At 35.8% G+C, this 25,239-nt stretch carries 26 protein-coding genes and 1 tRNA gene; 26 read left to right on the top strand and 1 reads right to left on the bottom strand.

The genetic code is table 11. The features are described 5' to 3' along the window. The first annotated feature begins 373 nt into the window (after positions 1-373). From J7E16_RS01680 to glnA (J7E16_RS01715), 8 genes are all read left to right on the top strand, one after another. Positions 374-1,120: a glycerophosphodiester phosphodiesterase gene (locus J7E16_RS01680; protein ID WP_214888003.1), complete on the top strand. Its 747-nt coding sequence runs from the start codon at positions 374-376 to the stop codon at positions 1,118-1,120. After that, complete coding sequence (miaA, locus tag J7E16_RS01685) at positions 1,107-2,060, top strand: tRNA (adenosine(37)-N6)-dimethylallyltransferase MiaA (RefSeq protein WP_214888006.1); 954 nt, start codon at positions 1,107-1,109, stop codon at positions 2,058-2,060. The genes J7E16_RS01680 and miaA overlap by 14 nt, the downstream gene beginning before the upstream one ends. A 44-nt stretch (positions 2,061-2,104) precedes the next feature. After that, positions 2,105-3,367: a GTPase HflX gene (gene hflX / locus J7E16_RS01690; protein ID WP_214888009.1), complete on the top strand. Its 1,263-nt coding sequence runs from the start codon at positions 2,105-2,107 to the stop codon at positions 3,365-3,367. Beyond that, on the top strand, positions 3,364-4,617 hold the full coding sequence (locus tag J7E16_RS01695; RefSeq protein WP_214888819.1) for a methionine gamma-lyase family protein: 1,254 nt from the start codon (positions 3,364-3,366) through the stop codon (positions 4,615-4,617). The genes hflX and J7E16_RS01695 overlap by 4 nt, the downstream gene beginning before the upstream one ends. Positions 4,618-4,729: 112 nt before the next feature. Then, entirely contained in the window at positions 4,730-5,095 is a 366-nt protein-coding gene (locus tag J7E16_RS01700; RefSeq protein ID WP_214888012.1) for a MerR family transcriptional regulator, read from the top strand. Between the two features lie 79 nt (positions 5,096-5,174). Beyond that, on the top strand, positions 5,175-6,509 hold the full coding sequence (glnA, locus tag J7E16_RS01705) for a type I glutamate--ammonia ligase (protein ID WP_214888015.1): 1,335 nt from the start codon (positions 5,175-5,177) through the stop codon (positions 6,507-6,509). Positions 6,510-6,742: 233 nt separating this feature from the next. Further along, positions 6,743-7,135, top strand: a complete 393-nt coding sequence (locus J7E16_RS01710; protein WP_214888017.1) for a MerR family transcriptional regulator — start codon at positions 6,743-6,745, stop codon at positions 7,133-7,135. A gap of 39 nt (positions 7,136-7,174) precedes the next feature. Then, on the top strand, positions 7,175-8,515 hold the full coding sequence (gene glnA, locus J7E16_RS01715) for a type I glutamate--ammonia ligase (protein WP_214888019.1): 1,341 nt from the start codon (positions 7,175-7,177) through the stop codon (positions 8,513-8,515). A gap of 51 nt (positions 8,516-8,566) precedes the next feature. On the opposite strand, the gene J7E16_RS01720 is transcribed toward glnA (J7E16_RS01715), so the two are convergent. Beyond that, positions 8,567-8,944, bottom strand: a complete 378-nt coding sequence (locus J7E16_RS01720) for a PH domain-containing protein (RefSeq protein WP_214888021.1) — start codon at positions 8,942-8,944, stop codon at positions 8,567-8,569. Positions 8,945-9,103: 159 nt separating this feature from the next. Between J7E16_RS01720 and J7E16_RS01725 the strand changes: the two genes are divergently transcribed. The 18 genes from J7E16_RS01725 (at position 9,104) to fabG (ending at position 25,224) form a co-directional block, all read left to right on the top strand. Next, positions 9,104-9,177 (top strand) — tRNA-Arg (locus tag J7E16_RS01725). A gap of 467 nt (positions 9,178-9,644) precedes the next feature. Then, positions 9,645-9,878 carry a glutaredoxin-like protein NrdH gene (nrdH, locus tag J7E16_RS01730; RefSeq protein ID WP_034548774.1) on the top strand — a complete coding sequence of 78 codons (234 nt, stop codon included), beginning with the start codon at positions 9,645-9,647 and terminating at the stop codon, positions 9,876-9,878. After that, positions 9,875-10,240, top strand: coding sequence for a class Ib ribonucleoside-diphosphate reductase assembly flavoprotein NrdI (gene nrdI, locus J7E16_RS01735; RefSeq protein WP_214888023.1), 366 nt, complete (start codon positions 9,875-9,877; stop codon positions 10,238-10,240). The genes nrdH and nrdI overlap by 4 nt, the downstream gene beginning before the upstream one ends. Continuing rightward, positions 10,233-12,410, top strand: coding sequence for a class 1b ribonucleoside-diphosphate reductase subunit alpha (gene nrdE, locus J7E16_RS01740; RefSeq protein ID WP_214888025.1), 2,178 nt, complete (start codon positions 10,233-10,235; stop codon positions 12,408-12,410). Before nrdI ends, nrdE begins: the two co-directional genes overlap by 8 nt. Before the next feature lie 15 nt (positions 12,411-12,425). Next, positions 12,426-13,388 (top strand): class 1b ribonucleoside-diphosphate reductase subunit beta, encoded by a 963-nt coding sequence (gene nrdF / locus J7E16_RS01745; RefSeq protein ID WP_214888027.1) that lies wholly within the window; start codon positions 12,426-12,428, stop codon positions 13,386-13,388. Positions 13,389-13,631: 243 nt separating this feature from the next. Next, the gene (locus J7E16_RS01750; protein WP_214888028.1) at positions 13,632-14,582 is read left to right on the top strand and encodes a DUF975 family protein; all 951 of its coding nucleotides are present in this window, start codon (positions 13,632-13,634) and stop codon (positions 14,580-14,582) included. 650 nt (positions 14,583-15,232) lie between these two features. After that, positions 15,233-15,907 carry a lipoprotein gene (locus J7E16_RS01755; RefSeq protein ID WP_214888030.1) on the top strand — a complete coding sequence of 225 codons (675 nt, stop codon included), beginning with the start codon at positions 15,233-15,235 and terminating at the stop codon, positions 15,905-15,907. A 163-nt stretch (positions 15,908-16,070) separates the two neighbouring features. Continuing rightward, positions 16,071-16,625 (top strand): CDP-alcohol phosphatidyltransferase family protein, encoded by a 555-nt coding sequence (locus J7E16_RS01760; protein ID WP_214888032.1) that lies wholly within the window; start codon positions 16,071-16,073, stop codon positions 16,623-16,625. Between the two features lie 27 nt (positions 16,626-16,652). Next, the gene (locus J7E16_RS01765; RefSeq protein ID WP_214888034.1) at positions 16,653-17,330 is read left to right on the top strand and encodes a CBS domain-containing protein; all 678 of its coding nucleotides are present in this window, start codon (positions 16,653-16,655) and stop codon (positions 17,328-17,330) included. Between the two features lie 201 nt (positions 17,331-17,531). Further along, positions 17,532-18,095 (top strand): NADPH-dependent FMN reductase, encoded by a 564-nt coding sequence (locus J7E16_RS01770; RefSeq protein WP_214888822.1) that lies wholly within the window; start codon positions 17,532-17,534, stop codon positions 18,093-18,095. Positions 18,096-19,346: 1,251 nt separating this feature from the next. Beyond that, positions 19,347-19,787 (top strand): MarR family winged helix-turn-helix transcriptional regulator, encoded by a 441-nt coding sequence (locus J7E16_RS01775; protein WP_245792792.1) that lies wholly within the window; start codon positions 19,347-19,349, stop codon positions 19,785-19,787. Positions 19,788-19,965: 178 nt separating this feature from the next. Beyond that, positions 19,966-20,310, top strand: coding sequence for a DUF2187 domain-containing protein (locus J7E16_RS01780; protein WP_034548765.1), 345 nt, complete (start codon positions 19,966-19,968; stop codon positions 20,308-20,310). A 320-nt stretch (positions 20,311-20,630) separates the two neighbouring features. Continuing rightward, positions 20,631-21,080, top strand: a complete 450-nt coding sequence (gene fabT / locus J7E16_RS01785) for a fatty acid biosynthesis transcriptional regulator FabT (RefSeq protein WP_214888037.1) — start codon at positions 20,631-20,633, stop codon at positions 21,078-21,080. Positions 21,081-21,097: 17 nt separating this feature from the next. Further along, the gene (locus J7E16_RS01790; RefSeq protein WP_214888039.1) at positions 21,098-22,072 is read left to right on the top strand and encodes a beta-ketoacyl-ACP synthase III; all 975 of its coding nucleotides are present in this window, start codon (positions 21,098-21,100) and stop codon (positions 22,070-22,072) included. Between the two features lie 76 nt (positions 22,073-22,148). Further along, the gene (locus J7E16_RS01795; RefSeq protein ID WP_214888042.1) at positions 22,149-22,379 is read left to right on the top strand and encodes an acyl carrier protein; all 231 of its coding nucleotides are present in this window, start codon (positions 22,149-22,151) and stop codon (positions 22,377-22,379) included. A gap of 26 nt (positions 22,380-22,405) precedes the next feature. Continuing rightward, complete coding sequence (gene fabK / locus J7E16_RS01800) at positions 22,406-23,365, top strand: enoyl-[acyl-carrier-protein] reductase FabK (protein ID WP_214888045.1); 960 nt, start codon at positions 22,406-22,408, stop codon at positions 23,363-23,365. Between the two features lie 155 nt (positions 23,366-23,520). Then, positions 23,521-24,465 carry an ACP S-malonyltransferase gene (fabD, locus tag J7E16_RS01805; RefSeq protein WP_214888047.1) on the top strand — a complete coding sequence of 315 codons (945 nt, stop codon included), beginning with the start codon at positions 23,521-23,523 and terminating at the stop codon, positions 24,463-24,465. A 21-nt stretch (positions 24,466-24,486) separates the two neighbouring features. Continuing rightward, positions 24,487-25,224 (top strand): 3-oxoacyl-[acyl-carrier-protein] reductase, encoded by a 738-nt coding sequence (gene fabG, locus J7E16_RS01810; RefSeq protein ID WP_214888050.1) that lies wholly within the window; start codon positions 24,487-24,489, stop codon positions 25,222-25,224. Positions 25,225-25,239: the final 15 nt, after the last annotated feature.

The following is a 25,239-nucleotide window of genomic DNA, read 5'->3' on the forward strand; positions in this document are numbered from 1 at the left end:
TGTTTTAGGAACCTTCTCCAAACGGATGGGCCAGCAAACGGCGGAGCCGTGCGGTAGTAGACGAGTGTACAAAAGTAGAACGCCTAAACTAGCAGGATAATAGGACGACCGAGAAAAACTTGACACAGACTGACAAGGTACGAATTTGCTTTTCACGAATAAGTCGCATAATATCAGTTATAGAAAGTTCTAGATAATCAGCTGTTTCTTCAATAGTTAGATACATGTGCCTTCCTCCTTTGTAGAGATTCTATTGTACGTCAATTTAGAGAAAAAAACGACTATTTCATACGATGGAAGAAAAGCTATCTATAGGGCATAGAATAGAAATATGCTATAATTACTAAGAACTCAGCAATGGAGGGCATCAGTTATGGACCAAACAAAAATTATTGCTCATAGAGGAAGTAAAGGAACACATCCAGAGAACACCTTAGAAGCGGTCAAAGAAGCTGTTCGAGTTCGAAGCGATGGTATCGAAATAGATGTTCACTTAAGTTTAGATAAAGAACTGATCGTTATTCACGATGAAACGATCGATCGCACTACAAATGGAAAAGGCAGTATTCAAAATTTGACCTTAGCCGAATTAAAACAATTTGATGCAGGCAGCTGGTACTCTCCTGAATACAGCAATTGCCAGATCCCAACTTTGCAAGAGATTTTTTATTTTCTCGAAAAGGTCGATTATAAAGGGTTAGTCAATATTGAACTGAAAACAGATAAACTTCCTTATCCAGGGATCGAAGAGAACGTGGCAGCGTTTGTAGCTGAAAAAAATTGGCCATTCACTGTAGAATATTCCAGTTTTAATTACCAAACGTTGATCCAATTAAAAATTTTGGATGATACTTGTAAAATAGCGCTATTATTTAAAGAGCATGGAGAAAATAAGACCTTTTTAAACCTGAATATTCCCGTTAACATGTGGCACCCTAAATTGAGCTGGTTTAAAAGCATCAGCCCTTTTCAAGTGCCTGAATTACCGGTACGCGTGTGGACGATCAATAAAAGTGAGGACCTTCAATTTTGCTTTCGCAAACAAGTAGCAGGTGTCATCACGGATTATCCTCAGAAAGCTCTTGAAATGAGAGATAAATGGCAAAATGAAGGAGAATAGCGTGGAAAAGAAAAAAATCATTATCATCGTAGGACCAACAGCTGTTGGGAAAACAAGTTTAAGTCTGTCGTTAGCTAAGGCAGTCAATGGAGAGATAATCAGTGGCGATTCTATGCAAATCTACCGCCATCTGACTATCGGAACAGCTAAAGTAACTAAGGCTGAACAAAAAGGGATCCCACATTATTTGATCGATGAAGTGGATGTTACAACGAGCTATGCTGTATCTGATTTTCAAAAACGAGCCCGTTTTTTAATTGAAGATATCACTGCAAGAGGAAAAGTGCCGATCATTGTCGGGGGTACAGGATTATATATCGAATCTTTGATATATGATGTTACTTTTGGTGGAAGCGGCAAAAATGATACAGCCTTTCGAGAAGCTCAAGAAAAGATTGCTGTAGAAAAAGGAAATTTTTATTTATGGGAACAATTAGCTAATGTAGATCCTACTGCTGCTGATAGGATCCACTTTAACAATCGCCGGCGGATCATTCGAGCGCTTGAAGTGTATCACGTAACAGGACAGCCTTTTTCGAGCTATCAAAGTGAACGTAAAGAAAAAGAGCCCCTTTATGAAGTTAAAATTATAGGCTTAATGACTGAACGCGAAGAACTATATAAGCGCATCGATCTTCGTGTAGAGCAAATGTTCGAAGCAGGATTGATCGAAGAAGCCAAATGGCTCTACCAGCAAAATTTACCAGATGCACAAGCTTCAAGGGGAATCGGATATAAAGAATTGGTTCCTTACTTTGAAGAAAAGACGGATTTGCAAGAAGCCAAAGAAGCCATCCAACAAAATTCGAGAAGATATGCCAAGCGTCAACTGACTTGGTTTAGAAATCGATTAGAAAATGTTGAGTGGTGGGACTTGGTGGCATTCCCTGAAAATGAAGAACTACTAAAAAATGAAGTCGAAAAATTTCTGATGAAATAAGCATGGCTGCTTTGTTCAAAATACTAGAATAGAAGGTGAACGGAATGGAAACGAAAGAAACCGCTGAAACAGTAGAACGCGTTATCCTTGTAGGTGTACAAACAAATGAAACTAATCAAGATTTCCAATATTCGTTAAAAGAATTGGCACAATTGACTGAAACAGCTAATGGAGAAGTAGTAGGAGAACTTACCCAGAAAAGAGATCGAGCAGATTCGCGTACCTTTTTAGGTAAAGGAAAAATGGAAGAATTGGTTTCGCTGGTGGACGAACTAGAAGTAGATACCGTTATCTTTAATCAAGGTTTAACACCTGGTCAAACGAAAAATATCCAAAAGATTTTATTGGATGAAGTGAAAGTCATTGATCGTATCCAATTGATCTTGGATATTTTTGCCATGCGGGCTAAAAGCAGAGAAGGTAAATTACAAGTTGAGTTAGCTCAACTGCAATACTTAATGCCTCGACTAGCTGGGCAAGGCGTCAATTTATCTCGATTAGGTGGAGGAATTGGGACACGTGGCCCAGGTGAAACGAAATTAGAAACCGACCGCCGACACATTCGTGACCAAATTACCGACATCAAGCGTGATCTAGCTGAAACGGAAAAACACCGTAGTCGTGCTCGAGAACAACGCAAGGAAAGCGGAACGTTTCAAATTGGTTTGATGGGTTATACGAATGCTGGGAAATCAACGTTGTTAAATAAATTGACTCAAGCAGATACGTATGAAGAAAACCAATTATTTGCGACCTTGGATCCGTTGACACGTAAATTACTCTTGCCAAGTGGCATGATGGTCACACTTACCGATACAGTTGGTTTTATTCAAGATTTACCGACGCAATTGATCGAGTCTTTTAAATCAACTCTAGAAGAAACAAAAAATGTTGATCTACTGTTACATGTAGTAGATGCGTCTGCTGAAAATATGGCTGGACATGAAAAGACCGTTATCCAACTATTAAAAGAATTGGGTATGGAAACGATCCCTATGATCACTATTTATAACAAAAAAGATTTAGTTGAAGATTCATTTTATCCATCGCTTTTCCCTAATATAGTTATTTCAGCTAATGATCCTGGAGATATCGAATTATTGTTGTCAGAGATCATGAGTAAGATGAAAGAATTGATGGTTCCTTACCGAATTGAAATTGAAGTTACCCAAGGAGAAAAATTAGTTCGTTTAAAAAGAGAAACGCTTGTTGACTCTGAAGAATATGATGAAGAAAAAAATGTTTATGTAGTAAAAGGCTATGCAAAAGCAGGGTCGAAATGGAATGGAGAGAATCAAACGTCATGAGTTGGAACGATCATTATGCACCTGAATTAATCAAGAAAATTAAAGTAGTAGAAGAAAAAATCAAACCGATCCATGACCAAATCCATGAAGTGGCTTTGACAAATCAACAAAAAGTCTTGCAAAGCTTTAGAAATAAAAAAGTTACTGAGCAACATTTTAATCCAACAACCGGTTACGGATACGATGACTTTGGAAGAGATACTTTAGAAGCGGTTTATGCTGAAGTTTTTGGGGCTGAAGCTGGATTAGTTCGGCCTCAGATTATTTCAGGTACACATGCTATTTCAACGGCTTTATTTGGTGTCATGCGTCCTGGAGATGACTTGTTGTACATTTCCGGAACTCCTTATGATACATTACTTGAAATCGTTGGTGTTACTGGAAATGGCATTGGATCATTTAAGGAATACCAAATGGGTTTTGATCAAGTTGATTTATTATCGAATGGGAAAGTTGATTTTGATACAGTAAAAGAAAAAATGACTTCAAAAACAAAAATGGTCGCTATTCAACGCTCTAGAGGGTATGCAAGCAGACCTTCGTTCACTATAAGCCAAATTGAAGAGATGATTCAGTTTGTTAAAGGGATCGATCCGGAAGTGATCGTATTTGTCGATAATTGCTACGGAGAATTTGTTGAAGAAAAAGAACCAATTGAAGTTGGAGCAGACTTGATGGCAGGTTCATTGATCAAAAATCCAGGTGGCGGATTAGCTAAGACAGGTGGGTACATTGTTGGGAAAACAGCTTTGATCGAAGCTTGCGGGTACCGCTTGACTACGCCGGGCATTGGAAGAGAAGCAGGTGCTTCTTTATACAGTTTACAAGAAATGTATCAAGGCTTTTTTATGGCTCCTCATACAGTTGGAGAAGCCGTGAAGGGAGCTGTATATACAGCAGCACTTTTAGAAGCCTGTGGAATTGAGAGTACACCCAAATGGGACGACAAGCGAACCGATTTGATCCAGATGATTTCATTGAATGATAAAGATAAAATGGTTAAATTCGCACAGACTATTCAAAAATATTCTCCTATCAACGCACATGTCTCTCCTATTGGTGCATACATGCCGGGATATGAAGATGACGTTATTATGGCGGCAGGAACGTTCATCCAAGGTTCTAGTATGGAATTAACGGCAGATGGTCCGATTCGCTCGCCTTACACGCTTTATGTCCAAGGCGGTTTAACTTATGAGCATATTAAATTAGCAGTCAGTTCAGCTGTTGAAGAATTGTTTTTCCGCTAATAGAGAATATTCTGCAGCTCAGTACAATGAAAATTCTCATCTAGATGGATATAATTTTTGACATTTTAAAAAGACATTGTTACTGTAGTACTATGCCAGATGGGAGGATCTCATGAACGAGAAAGAGCTAAGGCGTTCCATGTCTGTATTTCCAATTGGAACGGTAATGACACTGACTGATCTATCTGCGCGTCAAATTCGATATTACGAAGAACAAGATTTGATTTGTCCTGAACGTAATGATGGGAATAGAAGAATGTATTCCTTAAATGATATAGACGTACTCCTTGAAATAAAGGACTACTTAGCAGATGGAATCAATATGGCTGGTATCAAGCGTATTTATGAATTGAAAGAAAAAGAAATTGAGCATGAAGAAAAGTCTACTTTAACAGATGAAGATGTTCGTCGAATTTTACAAGATGAATTTTTAGCTTTACGAGGTATGAATCTAAAAGGAACTTCACGTTTTTTTTAAGCATTTCTTAACGTATAGAGTATGTGATTAGAAATAACAAGATATAAAATAGTTAATAAAAGGGGAAAAAATAATTAAAATGAAAACTTTCACAAGAGAAGAAATCGAAATTGGTGCAAAAGAACAAAATGTTCGTTATTTAAGATTGATGTTTACGGATATAGATGGAACGATAAAAAATGTTGAAGTGCCAATCAGTCAATTAGAAAAAGTTATGGAAAATAAAATGATGTTTGACGGATCATCTATTGATGGATTCGTAAGAATTGAAGAAAGCGACATGATTTTGCGCCCCGATTTATCCACTTGGTTAATATTCCCTTGGGAAGAAGTTAATGGAAAAGTCGCACGTTTGATTTGCGATATCTATAATCCAGACGGAACTCCTTTTTCTGGAGACCCTAGAAATAATTTGAAACGCGTTCTAAAAGAAATGGAAGAAGAAGGCTATACAGAATTTAATTTAGGACCCGAACCGGAATTTTTCTTATTCAAATTAGATGAAAACGGAAATCCGACAACTGAAGTAAATGATCATGGCGGCTATTTCGATTTTGCGCCAACAGATTTAGGTGAAAATTGTCGTCGCGATATCGTGCTGCAACTTGAAAATTTAGGGTTTGAAATTGAAGCCAGCCATCACGAAACGGCACCTGGACAACATGAGATCGATTGGAAATATGCTGGTGCAATAGAAGCGTGTGATAATATCCAAACCTTCAAACTGATAGTTAAAACGGTTGCTCGTAAACATGGACTTCATGCAACCTTTATGCCTAAACCAGTATATGGAGTAGGCGGCTCTGGGATGCACTTTAATATGTCGTTATTCAACAAAGAGGGAAATGTTTTTTGCGACGAAGAAAATGAACTTGGCTTAAGCAAAACAGCCCAACATTTCTTAGCTGGTATATTGGATCATGCTTTAGGATATACTGCTGTCTGTAATCCAACTGTTAACTCTTATAAACGATTGATTCCAGGCTATGAAGCTCCTGTTTATATAGCATGGAGTGCTCGTAACCGTTCACCTTTAGTGCGTATCCCAAGTTCAAGAGGTGTATCTACACGAATCGAATTACGCAGTGTCGATCCTAGTGCAAATCCTTATTTAGCAGTAGCAGTGTTGTTGCAATCAGGATTAGATGGTGTGAAAAAAGAAAGTATAGCTCCTAAACCAATCGACCGCAATATTTACCGTATGTCTTCAGAAGAAAGATATAAACAAGGTATTAAAGATCTTCCTACTACGTTACACAATGCGGTCAAATACTTGCAAGAAGATAAGGTCGTACAAGAAGCTTTAGGGAATCATATTTATAAAAGTTTTGTAAGTGCTAAGCATATAGAATGGGCAGCTTATCGGGAACAAGTTTCTGAGTGGGAGAAAGAGAAATATTTGACATTATACTGAAAAGTGTTGAGAATAAAAAAAGAACTAGTGGATTTTTCATCTACTAGTTCTTTTTTTTGCAGTTTTTTAAAATTGGTATAGTTCAATTTCGTTTTTATAATCGGAACGATAGAACAACGAAAAAAAGAGACGTTCGTTTTTATATGTTAGGTTTCCTTACATTTGAAGTATTTTTTGTTGACATCGAAAAAAAAGACTGCTATTCTATAAATGTAATCAAAAGGAGGACATAAATGAGTGAGAAAGAGCTAAGACGTTCAATGTCGGTTTTTCCGATTGGTACAGTTATGAAATTAACTGATTTATCTGCTCGACAGATTCGTTATTATGAAGAGCAAGATTTGATTGTTCCAATGCGTAATGAAGGAAACCGGCGCATGTATTCTTTAAATAATATTGATGTTCTTCTTGAAATCAAAGATTATTTATCTGATGGAATTAATATGGCTGGTGTAAAACGGATTTATAAGCTACAAGAAAGCAAAGAAAAAAATCGTGAGCAAGAAATGACCAAAATGATGACTGACGATGACGTACGTAAAATACTGCATGATGAATTTTTAGCCGTTAGTGGCTTGAACACAAAAAAACCACATTTATTTCTTGATCAGAATCGAATGGGATAAACTTAATAAAAAATACTAATAAAAGGGGCGAAAAAGGATATGGCTAAATTTACGGCAAAAGAAATAAAAGAAGCATCAAAAAAAGAAAATGTCCGTTTCTTGAGATTAATGTTCACTGACATTTTAGGAGTTATCAAAAATGTCGAGGTACCCATTAGTCAATTAGAGAAGGTTATGGAAAATAAAATGATGTTTGACGGATCATCTATAGAAGGATTTGTCCGCATCGAAGAAAGTGACATGTACTTAAGACCTGATTTAGATACATGGATGATTTTTCCGTGGGAAACTTCTAAAGAATCTGGTAAAATCGCTCGATTGATCTGTGACATTTACAATCCGGATGGTACTCCTTTTGCTGGAGATCCTCGTTCTAACTTGAAACGAATCTTAAACGAAATGAAAGAATTAGGTTTTACTGACTTTAACTTAGGACCTGAACCTGAATTTTTCCTTTTTAAACTGGACGAAAAAAATGAGCCAACATTAGAATTGAATGACCATGGTGGTTATTTTGATCTAGCTCCAACAGATTTAGGTGAAAATTGCCGTCGCGATATCGTGCTGCAATTAGAAGATCTTGGTTTTGAAATTGAAGCCAGTCACCATGAAGTAGCACCAGGGCAACATGAGATCGATTGGAAATACGCTAGTGCGATAGAAGCATGTGACAATATCCAAACGTTTAAACTGATCGTTAAAACAGTGGCACGTAAATATGGCTTGCATGCTACATTTATGCCTAAACCTTTATACGGTGTAAATGGATCTGGTATGCACTTTAACTTATCTTTATTTACCAAAGATGGAAATGCTTTTTATGATAAAAATGGAGATATGGAATTAAGTGATACAGCACGTCAATTCTTAGCTGGGATCTTAAATCATGCTAAGGCTTTTACAGCAATTGTAAATCCTACAGTAAATTCTTATAAACGCCTTGTACCTGGCTATGAAGCACCAGTATACATTGCATGGAGTGGCTGTAACCGTTCGCCATTGATTCGGGTACCACAATCAAGAGGGATGTCTACACGTGTAGAATTACGCAGTGTTGACCCTAGTGCAAATCCATACTTAGCTATGGCCGTTTTATTAAAAGCAGGATTAGATGGCATCAAGAACGAAATGCAAGCCCCTAAACCGATCAACCGCAATATCTATATGATGAGCGAGGAAGATCGTTACAACAATGGTATTTATGATCTGCCGGGAACTTTGTATGACGCCTTGGGATACCTAGCAAAAGATAGTACGATCAAAGATGGCTTAGGAGGACATATTTACGAAAACTTTGTCAATGCTAAGAAAATCGAATGGTCTGCTTTCCGTGAACAAGTTACTGAATGGGAAAGAGAACAATACTTAAAAATGTATTAACAAAAAAGGAATCCAACGATAAAAAAAATCGTTGGATTCCTTTTTAGCTTTTTAAAGTACGGCTAATGCTAATGCTTGCTGTATAGCAAAAATGTGCTTATCATTCGTGAACTGTAATGTAATAGCTGGTTCGTTAGCGCTAGAAATAAAAATTTTTAATTCAGCATCTAAATCAAAATGTCCAGTTGTTTCCACTAAAAAGCGACTAACTGATTTATACGGCAAAGAGTGATAAGTTGTTTTCTTACCAGTAACTCCTTGTTTGTCGATAACAATTATCCGCTTATCAGTAAAAATAATTAAATCGCGGACCAACTTAAAGGCCAAATCAATTGTTTCAGTCTCTAAAATGACACCCGCTAATTTTTTTCGAGCATCAACTTCACTAATGTTTCTAGCATTCCCTAAAAGACCACTAATTAATCCCATGACAAATCCTCCTTAGCTATTCTACTGCTCATTGTAAACCGAGCTTTTTTTTAACACAACTGATAAAAATAATATTATTTGTTGAAAAATGAATTTCTTCCTAAAAAGTGTTGACTTTTTATTCATTATTATCTATAATTAATTTTGTTGATAGAACATGTCTCAGTAGCTCAGCTGGATAGAGCATCCGCCTTCTAAGCGGACGGTCGAGAGTTCGAATCTCCCCTGAGGCATCAATTTAAAAATTAGAAAAGCTGGTTATTCAGCTTTTCTAATTTTTTTTATGGAAAATTCTCACAAAAAAGTTTTTTATTGTAAATGACGAAAAATGAATCATCGTTTTAATAGCTGAAAAATAGTTTGAGAATTTATTCAAAAAAAATGTAAAAATATTCTATTGTTGTAACTTAAGCCTTTTAGTTCAGAGTTGAAAAATATTCGCTTTTTTATTTTCTTTTTTCAAATGTGAAAAATACACGAAGCTGGTTTTTAGATACAAATATACAAGGGTTTCTTCACGCGCTATTCTTCACAAACAGTCTTTCTAAGCACTACATATAGAAAGAAACAGATATGTCAAGAGATAAACCACTATATATAGTGGTTTATTTGTTTGCCTGTTAGAGAGAATAGGTGTAGAATACGAAGAGAGAAATAAGAGAAAAACAGGTTTAAAAGAGACCTGGGAGGAGAATGTCTTATGGCAAAAAAAAGTATTATTGTTTATTCTAAACCAAACTGTATGCAATGCAATTTCACAAAAAAATATCTAGAAGATAAAGGTATTGCTTATGAAGTTAAAGATATTTTTGAATCAGAAGAGGCGTTAAACGAAGTAAAAGAACTAGGATTCAGTTCGGTTCCTGTTATTGCTATTGAGGGGCATGAAGCATTCAATGGATTCCGTCCAGATCTTCTTGATCAACTAGCATGAAAGTTGTTTACATCAGCCTAACTGGCCAAACGCGAAAGTTTGTTAGAAAACTAAGTATGGATTCGCTGGAATTGACGCCAACGAATCCATATGTTGCTTTAGGAGAACCATTCATTATTGTTACACCAACCTATGATAAAGAAGCGACTGATCTATTGAATGACTTTATTGAGACGGCTGATAACAAAAAGTATTTTAAGGGAGTAGCCGGTGGCGGGAATTTGAATTTTGGCCAACTTTTCGCTTTTACAGCAAAAAATCTAGCGCGTGATTACCAAGTTCCGTTATTACATACCTTTGAATTTCAAGGTAACGAAGAAGATGTTGCACAATTAGAGAAAGCGGTGAAGAATATTGGATAAACCTAAATTAGCCTCAAAGGTAAAAGAGGTCACTTATTTTAAATTAAATAATGAATTAAATAGACCGGTGGACGGAAAGATCCCCTTAAATAAAGACCGTGAAGCAGTACGAGCTTACTTTTTAGAACACGTTAATCCGAATACCGTTTTTTTCTATACACTTGAAGAAAAATTAAATTATCTGATCAAAGAAGAGTACCTAGAAGAAGAATTTTTACTGAAATACGATAAAGCATTTGTTCGTTCATTATTTGACGATATTTACAGCCGGAAATTCAGATTCCGTTCGTTTATGTCAGCCTTTAAATTTTACACACAATATGCTTTGAAGACGAATGACGGAGAGCGGTTTTTAGAACGTTACGAAGACCGGATCGTTTTTAATGCACTGTATCTAGCAGATGGTAACACTGAAGTAGCTAGCAGAATTGCAGATGAGCTCGTTAACCAACGTTACCAACCAGCTACACCGACGTTCTTGAATGCTGGTCGCAAAAGACGAGGAGAGTTGGTTTCTTGCTTCTTGATTCAAGCAACAGATGATATGAACAGTATCGGTCGCGTCGTGAATAGTGCCTTACAATTGTCGCGTATTGGCGGTGGGGTAGGAGTGAATTTATCGAATTTACGAGCTGCTGGCGATCCAATCAAGAAAATTGAAAATGCTTCTAGCGGAGTCGTTCCAGTAATGAAATTACTTGAAGACAGTTTCAGTTATTCAAATCAGCTTGGTCAACGTAATGGAGCAGGAGCAGTTTATTTAAATGTTTTTCATCCGGATATCGTTTCATTTCTTTCAACAAAAAAAGAAAATGCTGATGAAAAGATCCGTGTCAAAACACTTTCGCTTGGTTTAGTCGTACCAGATAAATTTTATGAATTAGCTGCTCATGATGAACAAATGTATTTATTTAGTCCATATGATGTAGAACGCATCTATGGAGAGCCATTTGCATATATCGATATCACTAAAGAGTATGACAACATGGTGAATAATGAAGAAATACGTAAATCGAAAATCAGCGCCCGTGAGTTAGAGAATGAGATTTCTAAATTGCAACAGGAATCTGGTTATCCCTATATCATTAACGTTGATACTGCTAATCGTGAAAATCCAGTCTACGGTACGATCACGATGAGCAATTTATGCAGCGAGATTTTACAGATCCAAGAACCTTCACTGATCAATAACGATCAAACCTATGAACATTTAGGGACCGATATTAGTTGCAACCTCGGTTCAACAAATATTGTGAATTTAATGAAATCACCTGATTTTGGGCAATCGATCGATACAATGGTTCGAGCATTAACAATGGTTACTGATCAATCAAGCATTGATGCAGTTCCATCAATTAAGAACGGAAATGACAAGTACCATACGATTGGATTAGGCGCAATGGGCCTGCACACCTTCTTAGCGTTGAATCAAATCCATTACGGCTCACCAGAGTCAGTTGAATTTACGGGTATTTATTTTAAACTATTAAATTATTATACATTGGTCTCTAGCAATAAAGTGGCCCGTGAAAGAAAGACAACTTTTTATAACTTTGAGAAATCAACTTATGCTGACGGAACTTATTTTGAAAAATATATCAATGGAAGTTCTGCTTTAAAAAGCGAAAAAGTTCAACAGTTATTTGAAGGTATCCACATTCCCACTCAAGAAGATTGGAAAGCTTTAAGCGAAGCTGTTAAGAAAGATGGTTTGTATCATCAAAATCGTTTAGCTGTAGCGCCAACGGGTTCAATCAGTTACGTCAATGAAACGTCTGCTAGTTTACATCCAATCACGCGTTTGATTGAAGAGCGCCAAGAGAAAAAAACAGGTAAGACTTATTACCCTGCGGCTTTCTTATCAAATGAAACTATGCCTTATTACATTTCTGCTTACGATATGGATATGCGAAAAGTCATTGATGTTTATGCGGCAGCTCAAGAACATATCGATCAAGGTATGAGCTTAACGCTCTTCTTACGCTCTGAAATTCCTGAAGGTCTGTATGAATGGAAAAATGGACGTACAACAAAACAAACAACACGTGACTTAAATATCTTACGTCATTATGCTTGGAAAAAAGGTGTAAAATCCATTTATTATGTTCGTACATTTACTGAAAATTCAGAAGAAATTGGTTCAAATGCTTGTGAAAGCTGCACCATTTAAAAGGAGAGAACTCGAATGACAACGAATTATACAGCTATCAATTGGAACAACATTGAAGATATGATCGACAAGCTGACTTGGGAAAAATTGGTCGAACAATTTTGGACGGATACACGTATCCCAGTATCAAATGATTTAGACGATTGGGCACGTCTTCCAAAAGTCGAAAAAGATATGGTAGGGAAAGTTTTTGGTGGCTTGACGTTATTAGATACTCTTCAGTCACAAGATGGTGTCCAAGCTCTAAAACCTTCTATTCGCACGCAACACGAAGAAGCTGTCTACAATAATATTCAGTTTATGGAATCGATGCATGCAAAAAGTTACAGTGCTATTTTTAGTACGTTAAATAGCAAAGTTGAAATTGATGAAATCTTTCAATGGACAAATACAAATGAACTATTGCAAATGAAAGCTTCAACAATCAATGAAATCTACCATAACGGAACAGAGTTACAGCGAAAAGTAGCTAGCGTAATGTTAGAATCGTTCCTATTCTATTCAGGTTTTTTTGCTCCGTTACATTATTTAGGGAATAATAAACTGCCAAACGTAGCAGAGATCATTAAATTGATTTTAAGAGATGAATCTGTTCATGGAACGTATATTGGGTATAAATTTCAAATTGCGTTCAATCAATTGCCAAATGATGAAAAAGAAGAAATAAAGAATTGGACGTATGATTTACTCTTTAAATTGTATCAAAATGAAGTGAAATATGCGGAATATTTGTATGATGAAATTGGCTGGACAGAACGTGTCAAAGTCTTTCTTAGATACAATGCAAACAAAGCCTTACAAAATCTAGGCTTTGATCCTTTGTTCCCAGATACAGCTAATGATGTTGATCCTGTTGTTATGAACGGGATCTCTACTGGTACCTCTAACCATGATTTTTTCTCACAAGTAGGAAATGGTTATTTACTCGGTATGGTCGAGTCGATGGAAAATGATGATTACGAAAAATGGACTGTTTAAATAAACGAAAAGAAGAGCTTGGTTGGGATTTTTCCGATCAAGCTCTTCTTTTTGCAGTAAATTTGAGTTATTTTAGCTACAGCCATACCAAAAATCATACAGCTGCTCTAGTTTGACTAGCTAAAAGCCTATTTAACAGAAGCAAGCATATGATCCTTTGTTGAATAGATAAAAATTGTTAAGAGACCCAGTTTCAGTTATGATAAGGCAAAGATCAAGTTACAGCAATGGGGAGGAATTGAAATGGAAAGACGTGAAATAAAGCGTACGGCGAAGAAGCTTTTAAAAGGGAATTGGAAAGTTGCTATTTTAAATTTAATTATTATCTCTGTTTTAACAGGCGCAACCAGTCAAATTATACTGACTATATTGGGAACAGGCGATTCTATGACAATGATTGAATCAGTCCTAGAAGGTAATTTGAACGATTCGCGTATGATAGCTGGACCATCGGTGACAGCTGGCTTATTGTCCACGCTCGTCAGCATCTTGGTAGGATTCATTTCAAGTCTACTGTATGCCGGATACGCCTGGAATATTTTAGACATGATCGATGGGGCTAAGCTCTCAATAGAAGGTATGTTCCAAACGTTTAAACGAGAACGGATTTTCAAAACAACAGGATTGATTGTTGTGACGGCTGTTTTAATTGCGTTGTGGTCTCTATTATTGATCATACCGGGCATCATCAAAACTTACAGTTACAGCCAAGCGTTAAATTTAATGAAAGATGATCCTTCGATCAGCATTATGGACGCACTAGATCAAAGTCGTAAATTGATGAAAGGAAAAAAATGGAATTATTTTCTATTACAACTTTCATTTATCTGGTGGTACATTTTACCTGTTGTGATCTATACTCTGATCGTATTAGGAAGCATTCGAACGATTAGTGCAAGTATGGAAACTAGTACTAATGAAGGTATCGCAATTATCGTAGGTTTTGTGTTGTTATTTTTAGTGGTCATTCTGTTTGTAATTCTGATTTCTTTTTATGTTGAACCGTATCGGACAACTGCGCAACAAGTATTTTACCGTACATTAACGGACGGGGATACTTATGACCCTATACAATCGATCAATCACGCTGAAGATAATAGTCAGTATAATGATGCATACAAAGACAGTCGACTGGACGATGATTTAAAAAAGATTAGCAAGGCTAAAAGGATCAAAGGATATCAAGTGTTTTAAACACGATTGTTATCTTTTAATCTTTTTTCAAATAAAATAAGGTTATTTAAAGTTGTATGTTTTTATTATTACTGAACAATACGCTACAATAAAAGTAAGAATACCATGTTGCAAAAGTTCTTTTATAAAAGTTACAGCAATCAATTTTAAAAATTTAGGTTAATTAACAGATAAGATTGCCAATTCAAAAATAAATTTCTGATGGAACAACGGGTTTGCTTGTGGCGAGTCAAGAAACCGCTTGGATCCTTGTTCTAAAACGTGTTCTAAAAAACCACAGCCCTCGTCCACTTTTTGTATGCCTATAGTAGCTTCAGCTACGTTTTCACATGACACACTTAGGCGTTTTAGCCAATAGTGCTTCTGCGCGTTGCACGCGTTACATGCCTACAAAATCGTCTTATTCCTCCATAAATTTCACCTTATATATTTACCCAATTTACCAACACCAAAAATGAGCGATCCAAAATTTGAAATGGATAGATGACGAGCGAATTTGAATTATTTTATCTTTAGTTGCCCTGATATTATGATGGAAGATGCTGGTTTTTGGTATGGATTTGATGTATTTGATTACGAAGTGCTAGAGTAAAAGGAAATCTATTAGGGATAGGGTTTATTTTTAGTTGAGAAGGGAAAGGGTGATCAAAATGAAAAAGATATTGATACTTTTAGGTACTGTTGTTGTATTGGCAGGTTGTGATTTAATTGGAGGGGGAGAAACCACGCCTTCTAGCGAATCAAATTCAAGCGCTATGTCAAGTTCAAGCGCTACGTCAACCGAGACGATGATGAGTTCAGAGCTTGCTTCTTCTGAATCAAGCCTAGTCAGCTCAGAAGAATCTATATCAAGTTCAAGTGCTTCTAGTGAACTAATCTCAGACATGGAAATCCCACTTGTACCTCAAAAAATGGAGCTAGACCAGAATTTGACATTAGAAAATGATTCCGTATTACAAGAAATAGAAATTAGGATGAAAGAATCAAAAGACCTCGGGATCGAAAATGATGTGGCTATTCACTTTACCGGCATGTATTTAGGTGAAAGAGGGAATATGCAAGCAATCTTTATTATTGTGAACAGAATGGATATGGCTATGACAAATATTAATATTACGATCAGTTTTAGTACGGTTAATGGGTCCACTATTTTAGATAAAGCACAGTTTTATCTGACAGAAGAATCTTTTGGGGTATTAGAACCAGATACAGCCATGCCGATGTATTTGAAAATTCAGCCTGAAAATGAAGAAGCATTCTTCAGTACGTCGAATATGGATGATTTAATTTATACGATCGACGAATTTGATTTTGAAGAAAGGTGATTTTTTTGATCAAGATATGAGAATAAACTTTTGAACGCAAAGATAAGGCATTCAAAAGTTTGTTTTTTGTTGAATATAAAATGGATGAAAAATCAGCCTAATTGACAGTAAAAGTGGTAGGATATTAGTGTAAGATGTAACTCTATTTGAGAGGTGATGCAAATTGAAAAGTCCTGTAAGAGATTTTTTTACTGTTCCCAATATTTTATCTTATATCCGGCTGCTTCTTATTCCGATTTTTACGGTCCAATACCTTACAGCAACGGAAACCAAAGATTATTATTTAGCAGGTATGATCGTCGTTTTTTCAGGTTTGACAGATTTATTAGATGGGATTATTGCTCGCAAGTTGAATCAAATAACTGAGGTGGGTAAACTGCTTGATCCTGTTGCTGATAAACTCACTCAAATTGCCGTTATTATTTGTTTGATGTCACGATATGAAAAGATGTGGATCGTTATTTTATTATTTATAGCCAAAGAATTATTCATGGCAATAAATGCTATTATTCTTTATCGACAAGGTAAAAAACTCGATGGGGCTAAATGGTTTGGCAAAATAGCTACTGCAGTCTTTTATGCGTGTATGACTTTTTTAGTAGCCTTTCCAACCATTCAGTTAAGTACTGCCACTAGCTTAATGATCATTACAGGTTTTTTCTTGGGGTTGTCTTTCCTGTTATATGGGCGAGAGTTCTTCAGAATGTATCAAAAATAGTGTATTGAATCAGAGAAGGGGAATAGAATGAATAACGCAGAGCGCTTTATTGCCAGTTTTAATCGGATCCACAATCACCTAAGCTTTTCAGAAAATGAAAAGGAACATAAAAAACCTTTTTATCGACTATTAGATGAAAATGAACACCGCAATCCTGCGGTAAAAAAATATAAAAATGATTTGCAAATTTTTGCAGATCTTAGAAACGTTATGGTACACAAAAAACTAATTCCTAATAGCTATATTGCACAACCGACAGATAAAGTAGTCGAACATATTGAACAAATTGAAGAAGAAATAAAAAGCCCACAAAAAGTCTACCCATTATTCAAGAGAGATGTAGTCCACTTCAATTCCGATGATTTATTTACAGCCGTATTAAAAACCATCAATGAAAAAAGGTTTACCCATTTTCCTATTTATAAGGATAATGAACTGATCGGTTTATTAACTGAGAAAGGAATCACAGTGTGGTTAGCCAATCAGTTACAGGATGAAACGATCTATTTAAAGAAAACATTAGTGGGTGAAATTATTGTAAAAGATAAAAATAGAAGCAACTATTTATTTATCAAAAAAAGTATGTCCGTTGAAATTGCCGCAGACTTATTGAAAAAAGATCGTCGATTGGATGCCTTATTGATAACAGAAAATGGCAAAGTATCAGAAACTCCTTTGGGTATTATCACTCCTTCAGATTTATAAAAACAATCAAGTTTTAACTATTAAAACAAATCAATAATTACAAGCAAAAATAAACTTTTTCAAGTGAGGTCAATTAGTTGAAAATTAAAAACCAGTACGTTATAGTTGCTTTGAATTATTTAATACAACGCATTCATTTGTTGCTTGATTATTTATCCAGTCAGTCAATAGGTACATATAGAGGAGGAAGAAACAAATATGATGAAGATCGGAATAATTACTGGTAGTACGCGTCCAGGACGAAATAGCTTACAAGTAGCACAATGGGTAAAAAAATTGGCTGACAAACGCGGGGATGCAGAATATGAAATTGTCGATATCGCAGAATATAATCTGCCTTTATATAACGAACCTATTTCAGCAGCGTATAGTCAAAATTATATTACGCCAGAAGCTATTCCATGGTCTGAAAAAATAGCTGAATTAGATGGATATGTCTTTATTACTCCCGAATACAATCATGGTATTACATCAGCTTTAAAGAATGCAATTGATTATCTTTATCCTGAATGGAATAATAAAGCAGCAGGAATTGTGAGCTATGGTTCATCTGGTGGGGTAAGAGCTGCAGAGGCTTTACGAGTTGTTTTAGCTGAATTACAAGTTGCAGATGTTCGTACACATCCTGCAATGTCTTTATTCACTGATTTTGTAAATATGAATGAATTTAAACCAGCTGACCTGCATATAGCTCCAGTAAATACTCTTTTAGATCAACTCATTGCGTGGTCAACCGTGCTAAAACCGTTAAGAAATAATGGGTAAATCTGAGACTGATTTAAGACATTCTAAAAAGTAAATTTCCAATCTTTAAAATTGAAATTTTAGTATTTTACTGGTATTATAATGGTGTAAAGAAGTACAAGGTAAAATGTCTTCTTTACTAGAGTCAGCGTAATCGACTCTAAAGTTGATAGTGGATAGTACACTATTAACTGAACTTCATGTAGTGGCTAAGTTCCTGAAATAGAATGAGTCGAGATTGAAGTATCCAAAACGCACATGAATAGAAATATAATTCATGTGTAAAATAACCTTTTAGCAGATGAAGTAAAAATGCTAGAAAAAACAAGAAATAAAAAAGGAACTAGCTACAAAATGAAGGGAGAGCTTCTTTTAAGAATAAGAGGCTCTCTTTTTTTGTTCTATTCTGGCTAGTGATGGCTGATTAGTCAGATCGATTATATGAACACCGCATACCAAACAATAATTTTAATAGAAAGCTTTATTAATTGACTTGTTTACGCTTACATGGTATATTATATATGTAAAGAGAGACATGCACAGTAAGAGAGCATGACGCTCTTTATAGAAGCTAGTGAAAGTGGCTTCTAGGACGAATAGTCGAGTGAAGCTATTCTGTCCAAGCTCATTCATTTAGATGATTGACGAACCATTATTAATGAAACACAATCAGAAGTACTAAATGTTTGAGCTCATATATTATAGTAGCATGTAGTTCTAGCTGATAGAAGAGTCAAAGAGATCAGCCGATTAATAAGTTGATGCTAGGGATTTGCTAGAACCATTCTATTAGTTTTAAGAAGAACGTTCTGATTTCTAGAACGTTCTTCTTTTTTTGAAATATGGATCAATTAAAGAGGCCTACAATTTTTAGTGCCGATAAATCACTTAAATTACCCACCCAAAATTTTGACGGAATAGAGTTGCTTGTGGCCTAAAATGAGGCACTGTGGGCAAATAATGCCCAAGTGTATCATGTTTGTAAGCTGCTAAAGCAGCAACAACCATGACAACTTTTTTTAGGCTTAGTAGCGTTCCCTTGGTCCCACAAGCAACCCCGCCCACTCCAGAAGAAATCTTATATTGAAGTATCTATATCATTTGACGTAGAACCAGTAATTTAAATCCAACTCTATCTTTTAAGCATCTTTGATTCGTATCAGATTAGTTGACAGTTATCTATTCATAATGGTATATTTATCTCGAAATGAAGATAAATTCATTTAAAGTAATAAGCTTTTTAGATATGTTCGAATGGAAAGGTGATAAGACATGATGGATGACACAGCTAAAGCATTAAAAACCTTAACAGTATTACTGAAATCTTCTTCAAGTGTACAAGATGTTATAAAAAAAGATATGACAAAATATGGCGTAAACCCTACTGAATTTTCAGTTTTAGAGCTTCTTTATAGTAAAGGAGATCAACCTATTCAATATATTGGTAAAAAAATATTACTAGCCAGCAGCAGCATTACGTATGTCGTAGACAAATTGGAAAAGAAGGAATTTATAAAACGAACTCCGTCAGCTACCGATCGCCGTGTGACAACTATTTCAATCTCTGAAAAAGGTACAGCTTTTATGCAAGAAGCTTTCCCCCAGCACGAAAAATTGATTTCAAATCTATTTAGTGTGCTTAGTGAAGATGAAAAAAGCACTTTGATTGAATTATTAAAAAAAGTTGGGTATCGTGCTAGTTCATTTAAGTAAAAAAACTTATTTAATTGCTCCTATGAAAAATCCCTCTAATCTTTCACTGTAAGAGTGCTGGTAGGGACTCTCATTTTCTTGTGCTTCATTTTCTTGCTTAAATATGGTATGATGGATTCCATTAAGAGAATTTATTGGAAAACGCTCAAATAAGAACCAAAGAGATGAGGGGATTTACATGGGGAAAATTATTACCGAAGAAATTCAGTCTTTAGTTGAGGTTGAACTTCGAAAAGGTGCCAGCAAATCAAGAATTGCGACCCTTTTAGGCGTGCCGTATGATGAAGCAATCATTATTATTGATGAAATAAAAGCTTCTTTTAGACCTGATGTAGGAGATAGAATCATTTTTTCTTTCAGAGATGAAAAAATGGCTGGAACAATCATCAAATTATTGAATAATAGTGCCGTGGTTGAAATCTATTGGGAAAAGTCTTCTGATAAAATGAAAGACATAATGGAAAGTAAAACTATTGTTAACTTTAAAGACATAGAAGAATTTATATCCGTTGAAGCTAAATAATAGCAAGAAAAAGTTGGGACAAATCGTCTCAACTTTTTTTGTATACATTAATAAATAATTGTTAAAAAAATTCTGAAAACAATCTTTTTTCTTAGCTTAAAAATATAAAAAATTGCTTTTTACGATAAAATACTTTGATAATCAAATTATTTTTTAGCGCTGTATCTATTGGTAAAAAAGCATTTTGAATTAAATCTAAAAAAATAATCTATATTTATTCTTGACACTTTAGATAAAAAATAATATAGTTTGATGGTCAAACAATTTGATGTTCAAAGTAATTGACCAATTTGATAATTCGAAAGAACGGAGGAGTTGATGTGGACGAATTAATTCCTGAAATTAATTCTTACTTAGTAACGATTTTTAATGAAGTCCTGACAATTGAAGAAGGTGCTCTTCAAAACAGCACGTTTAAGGATATTTCAATAAAAGAAATGCACACAATTGAAGCTATTGGGATGTATGGTGTTCATACAACTACAGAAGTTTCAAAGAAACTGGCAATCACAGTCGGAACCTTAACGGTCTCCGTTAATAACCTAGTAAAAAAAGGATATGTTGAACGCATCCGAAACGATAATGATCGACGAGTGGTCAAGTTGGGCTTAACAAAAAAAGGTCGATTATTGTATCGTCTTCATAATAAATTTCATCGAGATATGGTGAAAGAAACGCTTGAAGGCTTAAATAAAGAAGAAGCAGAAATGTTGATTAAAAGCCTAGAAAATCTTCATGTTTTCTTACACCGTACAAAAAATAATTTATAAGAACAGGGATGAAATCAATGAAGGCAAAAATCATGGGTGCCGGAAGTTACATTCCGAAAAAAAAAGTTTCAAACGCTATGCTAGAAGAAATAATGGATACCAGCGATGAATGGATCAGAACTCGTACAGGTATAGAAAACCGTCACATCAGTGATGGCGAAGACACCTCGATTCTTTGCGGCAAAGCAGCATTGGATATTCTTGGGAAAACAGGTATTTCTGCTAAAGAAATTGATTTTATTATTGTGGCGACAATGACCCCTGATGGATCAAGTCCTTCAACAGCTTGTTTAGTTCAAGATTATATCGGAGCGAAACCCGTAATGGCTTTTGATGTAAATGCAGCATGTTCTGGTTTTATTTATGCATTATCAATTGCTGAAAAACTGATCCAAAGTGGTGCTTATCAATACGGCTTAGTTCTTGGCGGAGAAGTCATGTCGAAAATGATTGATTGGCAAGACCGCAGCACAGCCGTTTTGTTCGGTGATGGAGCGGGCGGAGTTCTGCTAGGAGCAACAGAAACAGAGGGCAGCTTTCTAGGAGAAGATATCCATTCTGATGGCAGCCGCGGAGAAGCTCTTACAGCAGGCAGACGTGTTGTTTCTAACTTCCAACTGGAGCAAGCTAAAAAAAATGATTTTCTTCAAATGGATGGAAGAGCAATATTTGATTTTGCGATACGCAGTGTGCCTGAAAGCATTAGAACAGTTATTGAAACATCGAATAGCAGTACTGAAGATATTGATTGTATCATTGCTCATCAAGCGAACTACCGCATTCTGAAAGCAATTGCTAAGAAGATGAAAATACCAGTTGAAAAATTTGCAACGAATATCGCCGAATACGGCAATACTTCTGCGGCTAGTATTCCAATTTTGTTAGATGAACTTTTGACAAATGGGGAATTAGTTTTAGGCAGTGAGAAAAAAGTTATTTTGACTGGATTTGGTGGAGGACTCACTTGGGGTTCCATCCTTATTCAACTTTAAAGAGGTTACAACGGCCTGCTTAGGCTTAAAAAAATAAGCAAATAAAAAAAACAACTATAAATGGAGGAAATATAAAATGACATTCGAAAAAATTCAAGCAATCATCGTGGACCAATTAGACAAAGAGGTAGAAGAAGTACAATTAGAAACAAATTTCCGTGAAGATTTAGAAGCAGATAGCTTAGACTTATTCCAAATCATCAATGATATCGAAGATGAATTTGATATCAAGATCGAATCTGAAGAAGGTTTAATAACTGTTCAAAATATCGTTACTTTTGTCGAAATTGAATTAGCAAAAAAATAAACATTTAAAAGAAAGCAGGTACCTGTATGCAGTCCGAATTAATTGAAAAACTTGGAATCAAATACCCAATTATACAAGGCGCAATGTCTTGGGTCGCTAATCCTAGTTTAGTGAGTGCCGTTTCAAATGCTGGCGGTCTTGGAATACTTGCTTGCGGATATGCTTCAGGTGAAATTGTGCGAGAACTGATTAAAGAAACGAAAAAATTAACAGATAAACCTTTCGGTATCAACGTTCTATTAACATCACCAAACGTAGATGACATTGTAAAAGTTATCTGTGAAGAAAAAGTAAGAGTAGTAACTACTGGTGCTGGAAGCCCAGGGAAATACATGAATCAATTTAAAAGTGTTGGTACAGTCGTTATTCCAGTTGTTGCTTCAGTAGCATTAGCTAGAAGAATGGAAAATGAGGGTGCAGATGCAATTATTTGTGAAGGTATGGAAGCTGGCGGACATATCGGTAAAACGACAACGATGAACTTAGTGCCGCAAGTGGTGGATGCTGTTTCAGTACCCGTCATTGCAGCAGGCGGTATCGCCGATGGACGTGGTGTTGCAGCTGCCTTTATGTTGGGCGCTTCAGCTGTTCAATTAGGTACGCGTTTTGTTGTTGCTCACGAAAGTACAGTACATCAAAATTTTAAAGATGCTATTTTGAAAGCAAAAGACATCGATACTGTGGTTACCGGTCAAATTACTGGTCATCCAGTACGTGTACTTCGTAATAAACTAACACGTAAGTACTTAAAAATTGAAAAAGATATTACTAGTGATGAAAAACCAGATTTTAATCGTTTAGAAGAACTTGGCAAAGGTGCTTTAAGACGGGCAGTTGTTGACGGGGATAAAGAAACTGGATCATTTATGTCTGGACAAAGTGCTGGTTTAGTTTTTAAAGAACAAAGTTGTCATGAGATCATCCAAGAATTAATGCATCAATATCAAGAAGTAATTAAAGAACAAGCCAACCTTATTTCAAAATAAGGTGAACTTAAATGAAAAAAACTAGAAAGCTAAAAGGAGTTCTTTTTGCTTCAAATAGTTTTCTGGTTTTTTTCGATTATTTCTCTTATTGATATGTATAAAAGGGATGATTTTTTTTATAGCCAAATTACCGTTATAAAGGAGACGAGATCCACATGAAAATTGCCTTTGTATATAGTGGACAAGGAGCTCAATACTTTGGTATGGGTCAAGAATTGTATGAAAAGTATCCTGTAGTCCGAGAAGTTTTTGATCAAGCAAGTGCCTATTTAGATTTAGACATAGCAAAATTGTGCTTTGAAGAAAATGACTTTCTGCATCAAACGACCTATACTCAGCCGGCTATTTTAACGACTAGTCTAGCGATCGATGCATTACTAAAAGAAAAAGGTATTGAACCGGATGTTGTAGCTGGTTTAAGTTTAGGCGAGTATAGTGCTTTCGTTAAAGCAAATGTGCTTTCATTTAAAGACGCGGTCAGCTTGGTAAAAAAAAGAGGCCAATATATGACAGATGCTGTTCCCTTAGGTGAAGGTGCTATGAGTGCAGTCATGGGACTTGATCGCCAAACGGTCGAAGATACATGTGCTGAAGCAAGTGAAATCGGAGTCGTCTCTCCAGCTAATTACAACATGCCTGGACAGATCGCCATTGGCGGTATCAAAGAAGCTGTTGAAAAAGCCGGTGAACTATTGCTTGAACGAGGCGCAAAACGTGTTGTGCCTTTGCAAGTGAGCGGTCCCTTCCATACACAACTGCTAGAACCTGCTTCGATCCAATTAAAAGAAGCTATTACATCTGTTTCAATGAATGAACCAACTCTTCCTATCGTCAGTAATACGCTTGCTGAAGTTTTTCAAGACAAAGAGCAGATCAAAGAAATGATGGTCAAACAAGTGATGTCTCCTGTGTATTGGGAAGATAGTGTGAAAACCATGATCGATCTGGGAGTAGATACATTTATTGAAGTTGGACCTGGAAAGACATTAAGCAGTTTTATCAAAAAAATTGATAAAACAGTGACCATATTAAATGTCGAAAATGAAAAGACCTTAGCAAAAACATTAGATAAACTGGCTGAATTAAATGCATTGGCCTAATACATTAAAAGGGATGAGTACATGACTTTAAAAAATCAAACAGTTATTGTTACAGGCAGTTCAAGAGGCATAGGAAAAGCAGTTGCTGTAGAATTTGCTAAAGCTGGTGCGAATATTGTTTTAAACGGCAGAAAACCAATTTCTGAAGAACTCATCTCTGAAATAGAAAGTTACGGTGTAAAGACGCACACTATTTTAGGAGACGTCAGTGATTTTGATTTTGCCAAACAATTGATCGATGAAACAAAAACGTTTTTTGGAAGTGTCGATATTTTAGTTAATAATGCCGGTGTGACAAATGATATGCTTTTAATGCGGATGTCGGAAAAAGATTTTGATCAAACGATCTCGATCAATTTAAAAGGAACGTTCAATACGATTCGTCATGCTTCAAAAGTTATGCTCAAACAAAAAAGCGGGACGATCATCAATATGGCTAGTGTAGTCGGACTTGTTGGAAATGTTGGACAAGCAAACTATGCTGCAAGTAAAGCCGGTGTTGTTGGATTGACGAAATCTGCAGCTCGAGAATTAGCTGCTAGAGGTATCACCGTGAATGCTATCGCTCCTGGTTTTATTGATACAGAAATGACAGATGTATTATCTGACAAGATGAAAGAACAAGCTGTTAGTCAAATTCCATTGAAACACTTAGGTAATGTAGAAGATGTTGCGCGAGCAGCTATTTTTCTAAGCGAGAATAAATACATTACTGGACAAGTTATCAATGTAGATGGCGGAATGGTTATGAATGGTTAATAAGGAGGAAGAACA

The organism is Carnobacterium sp. ISL-102, from assembly GCF_018612935.1.
GTDB classification, from domain to species: Bacteria; Bacillota; Bacilli; order Lactobacillales; family Carnobacteriaceae; genus Carnobacterium_B; species Carnobacterium_B alterfunditum.

Coding starts and splice junctions, on each gene's coding strand:
- nrdF (WP_214888027.1), top strand. CDS start 12,426: ATGACAACGAATTATACAGCTATCAATTGGAACAACATTGAAGATATG.
- fabG (WP_214888050.1), top strand. CDS start 24,487: ATGACTTTAAAAAATCAAACAGTTATTGTTACAGGCAGTTCAAGAGGC.
- miaA (WP_214888006.1), top strand. CDS start 1,107: ATGAAGGAGAATAGCGTGGAAAAGAAAAAAATCATTATCATCGTAGGA.
- J7E16_RS01750 (WP_214888028.1), top strand. CDS start 13,632: ATGGAAAGACGTGAAATAAAGCGTACGGCGAAGAAGCTTTTAAAAGGG.
- J7E16_RS01720 (WP_214888021.1), bottom strand. CDS start 8,944: ATGGGATTAATTAGTGGTCTTTTAGGGAATGCTAGAAACATTAGTGAA.
- glnA (WP_214888019.1), top strand. CDS start 7,175: ATGGCTAAATTTACGGCAAAAGAAATAAAAGAAGCATCAAAAAAAGAA.
- J7E16_RS01695 (WP_214888819.1), top strand. CDS start 3,364: ATGAGTTGGAACGATCATTATGCACCTGAATTAATCAAGAAAATTAAA.
- J7E16_RS01700 (WP_214888012.1), top strand. CDS start 4,730: ATGAACGAGAAAGAGCTAAGGCGTTCCATGTCTGTATTTCCAATTGGA.
- fabD (WP_214888047.1), top strand. CDS start 23,521: ATGAAAATTGCCTTTGTATATAGTGGACAAGGAGCTCAATACTTTGGT.
- fabK (WP_214888045.1), top strand. CDS start 22,406: ATGCAGTCCGAATTAATTGAAAAACTTGGAATCAAATACCCAATTATA.
- J7E16_RS01765 (WP_214888034.1), top strand. CDS start 16,653: ATGAATAACGCAGAGCGCTTTATTGCCAGTTTTAATCGGATCCACAAT.
- J7E16_RS01770 (WP_214888822.1), top strand. CDS start 17,532: ATGAAGATCGGAATAATTACTGGTAGTACGCGTCCAGGACGAAATAGC.
- J7E16_RS01795 (WP_214888042.1), top strand. CDS start 22,149: ATGACATTCGAAAAAATTCAAGCAATCATCGTGGACCAATTAGACAAA.
- nrdI (WP_214888023.1), top strand. CDS start 9,875: ATGAAAGTTGTTTACATCAGCCTAACTGGCCAAACGCGAAAGTTTGTT.
- J7E16_RS01680 (WP_214888003.1), top strand. CDS start 374: ATGGACCAAACAAAAATTATTGCTCATAGAGGAAGTAAAGGAACACAT.
- J7E16_RS01710 (WP_214888017.1), top strand. CDS start 6,743: ATGAGTGAGAAAGAGCTAAGACGTTCAATGTCGGTTTTTCCGATTGGT.
- glnA (WP_214888015.1), top strand. CDS start 5,175: ATGAAAACTTTCACAAGAGAAGAAATCGAAATTGGTGCAAAAGAACAA.
- J7E16_RS01780 (WP_034548765.1), top strand. CDS start 19,966: ATGGGGAAAATTATTACCGAAGAAATTCAGTCTTTAGTTGAGGTTGAA.
- J7E16_RS01775 (WP_245792792.1), top strand. CDS start 19,347: ATGATGGATGACACAGCTAAAGCATTAAAAACCTTAACAGTATTACTG.
- J7E16_RS01790 (WP_214888039.1), top strand. CDS start 21,098: ATGAAGGCAAAAATCATGGGTGCCGGAAGTTACATTCCGAAAAAAAAA.
- nrdH (WP_034548774.1), top strand. CDS start 9,645: ATGGCAAAAAAAAGTATTATTGTTTATTCTAAACCAAACTGTATGCAA.
- J7E16_RS01755 (WP_214888030.1), top strand. CDS start 15,233: ATGAAAAAGATATTGATACTTTTAGGTACTGTTGTTGTATTGGCAGGT.
- hflX (WP_214888009.1), top strand. CDS start 2,105: ATGGAAACGAAAGAAACCGCTGAAACAGTAGAACGCGTTATCCTTGTA.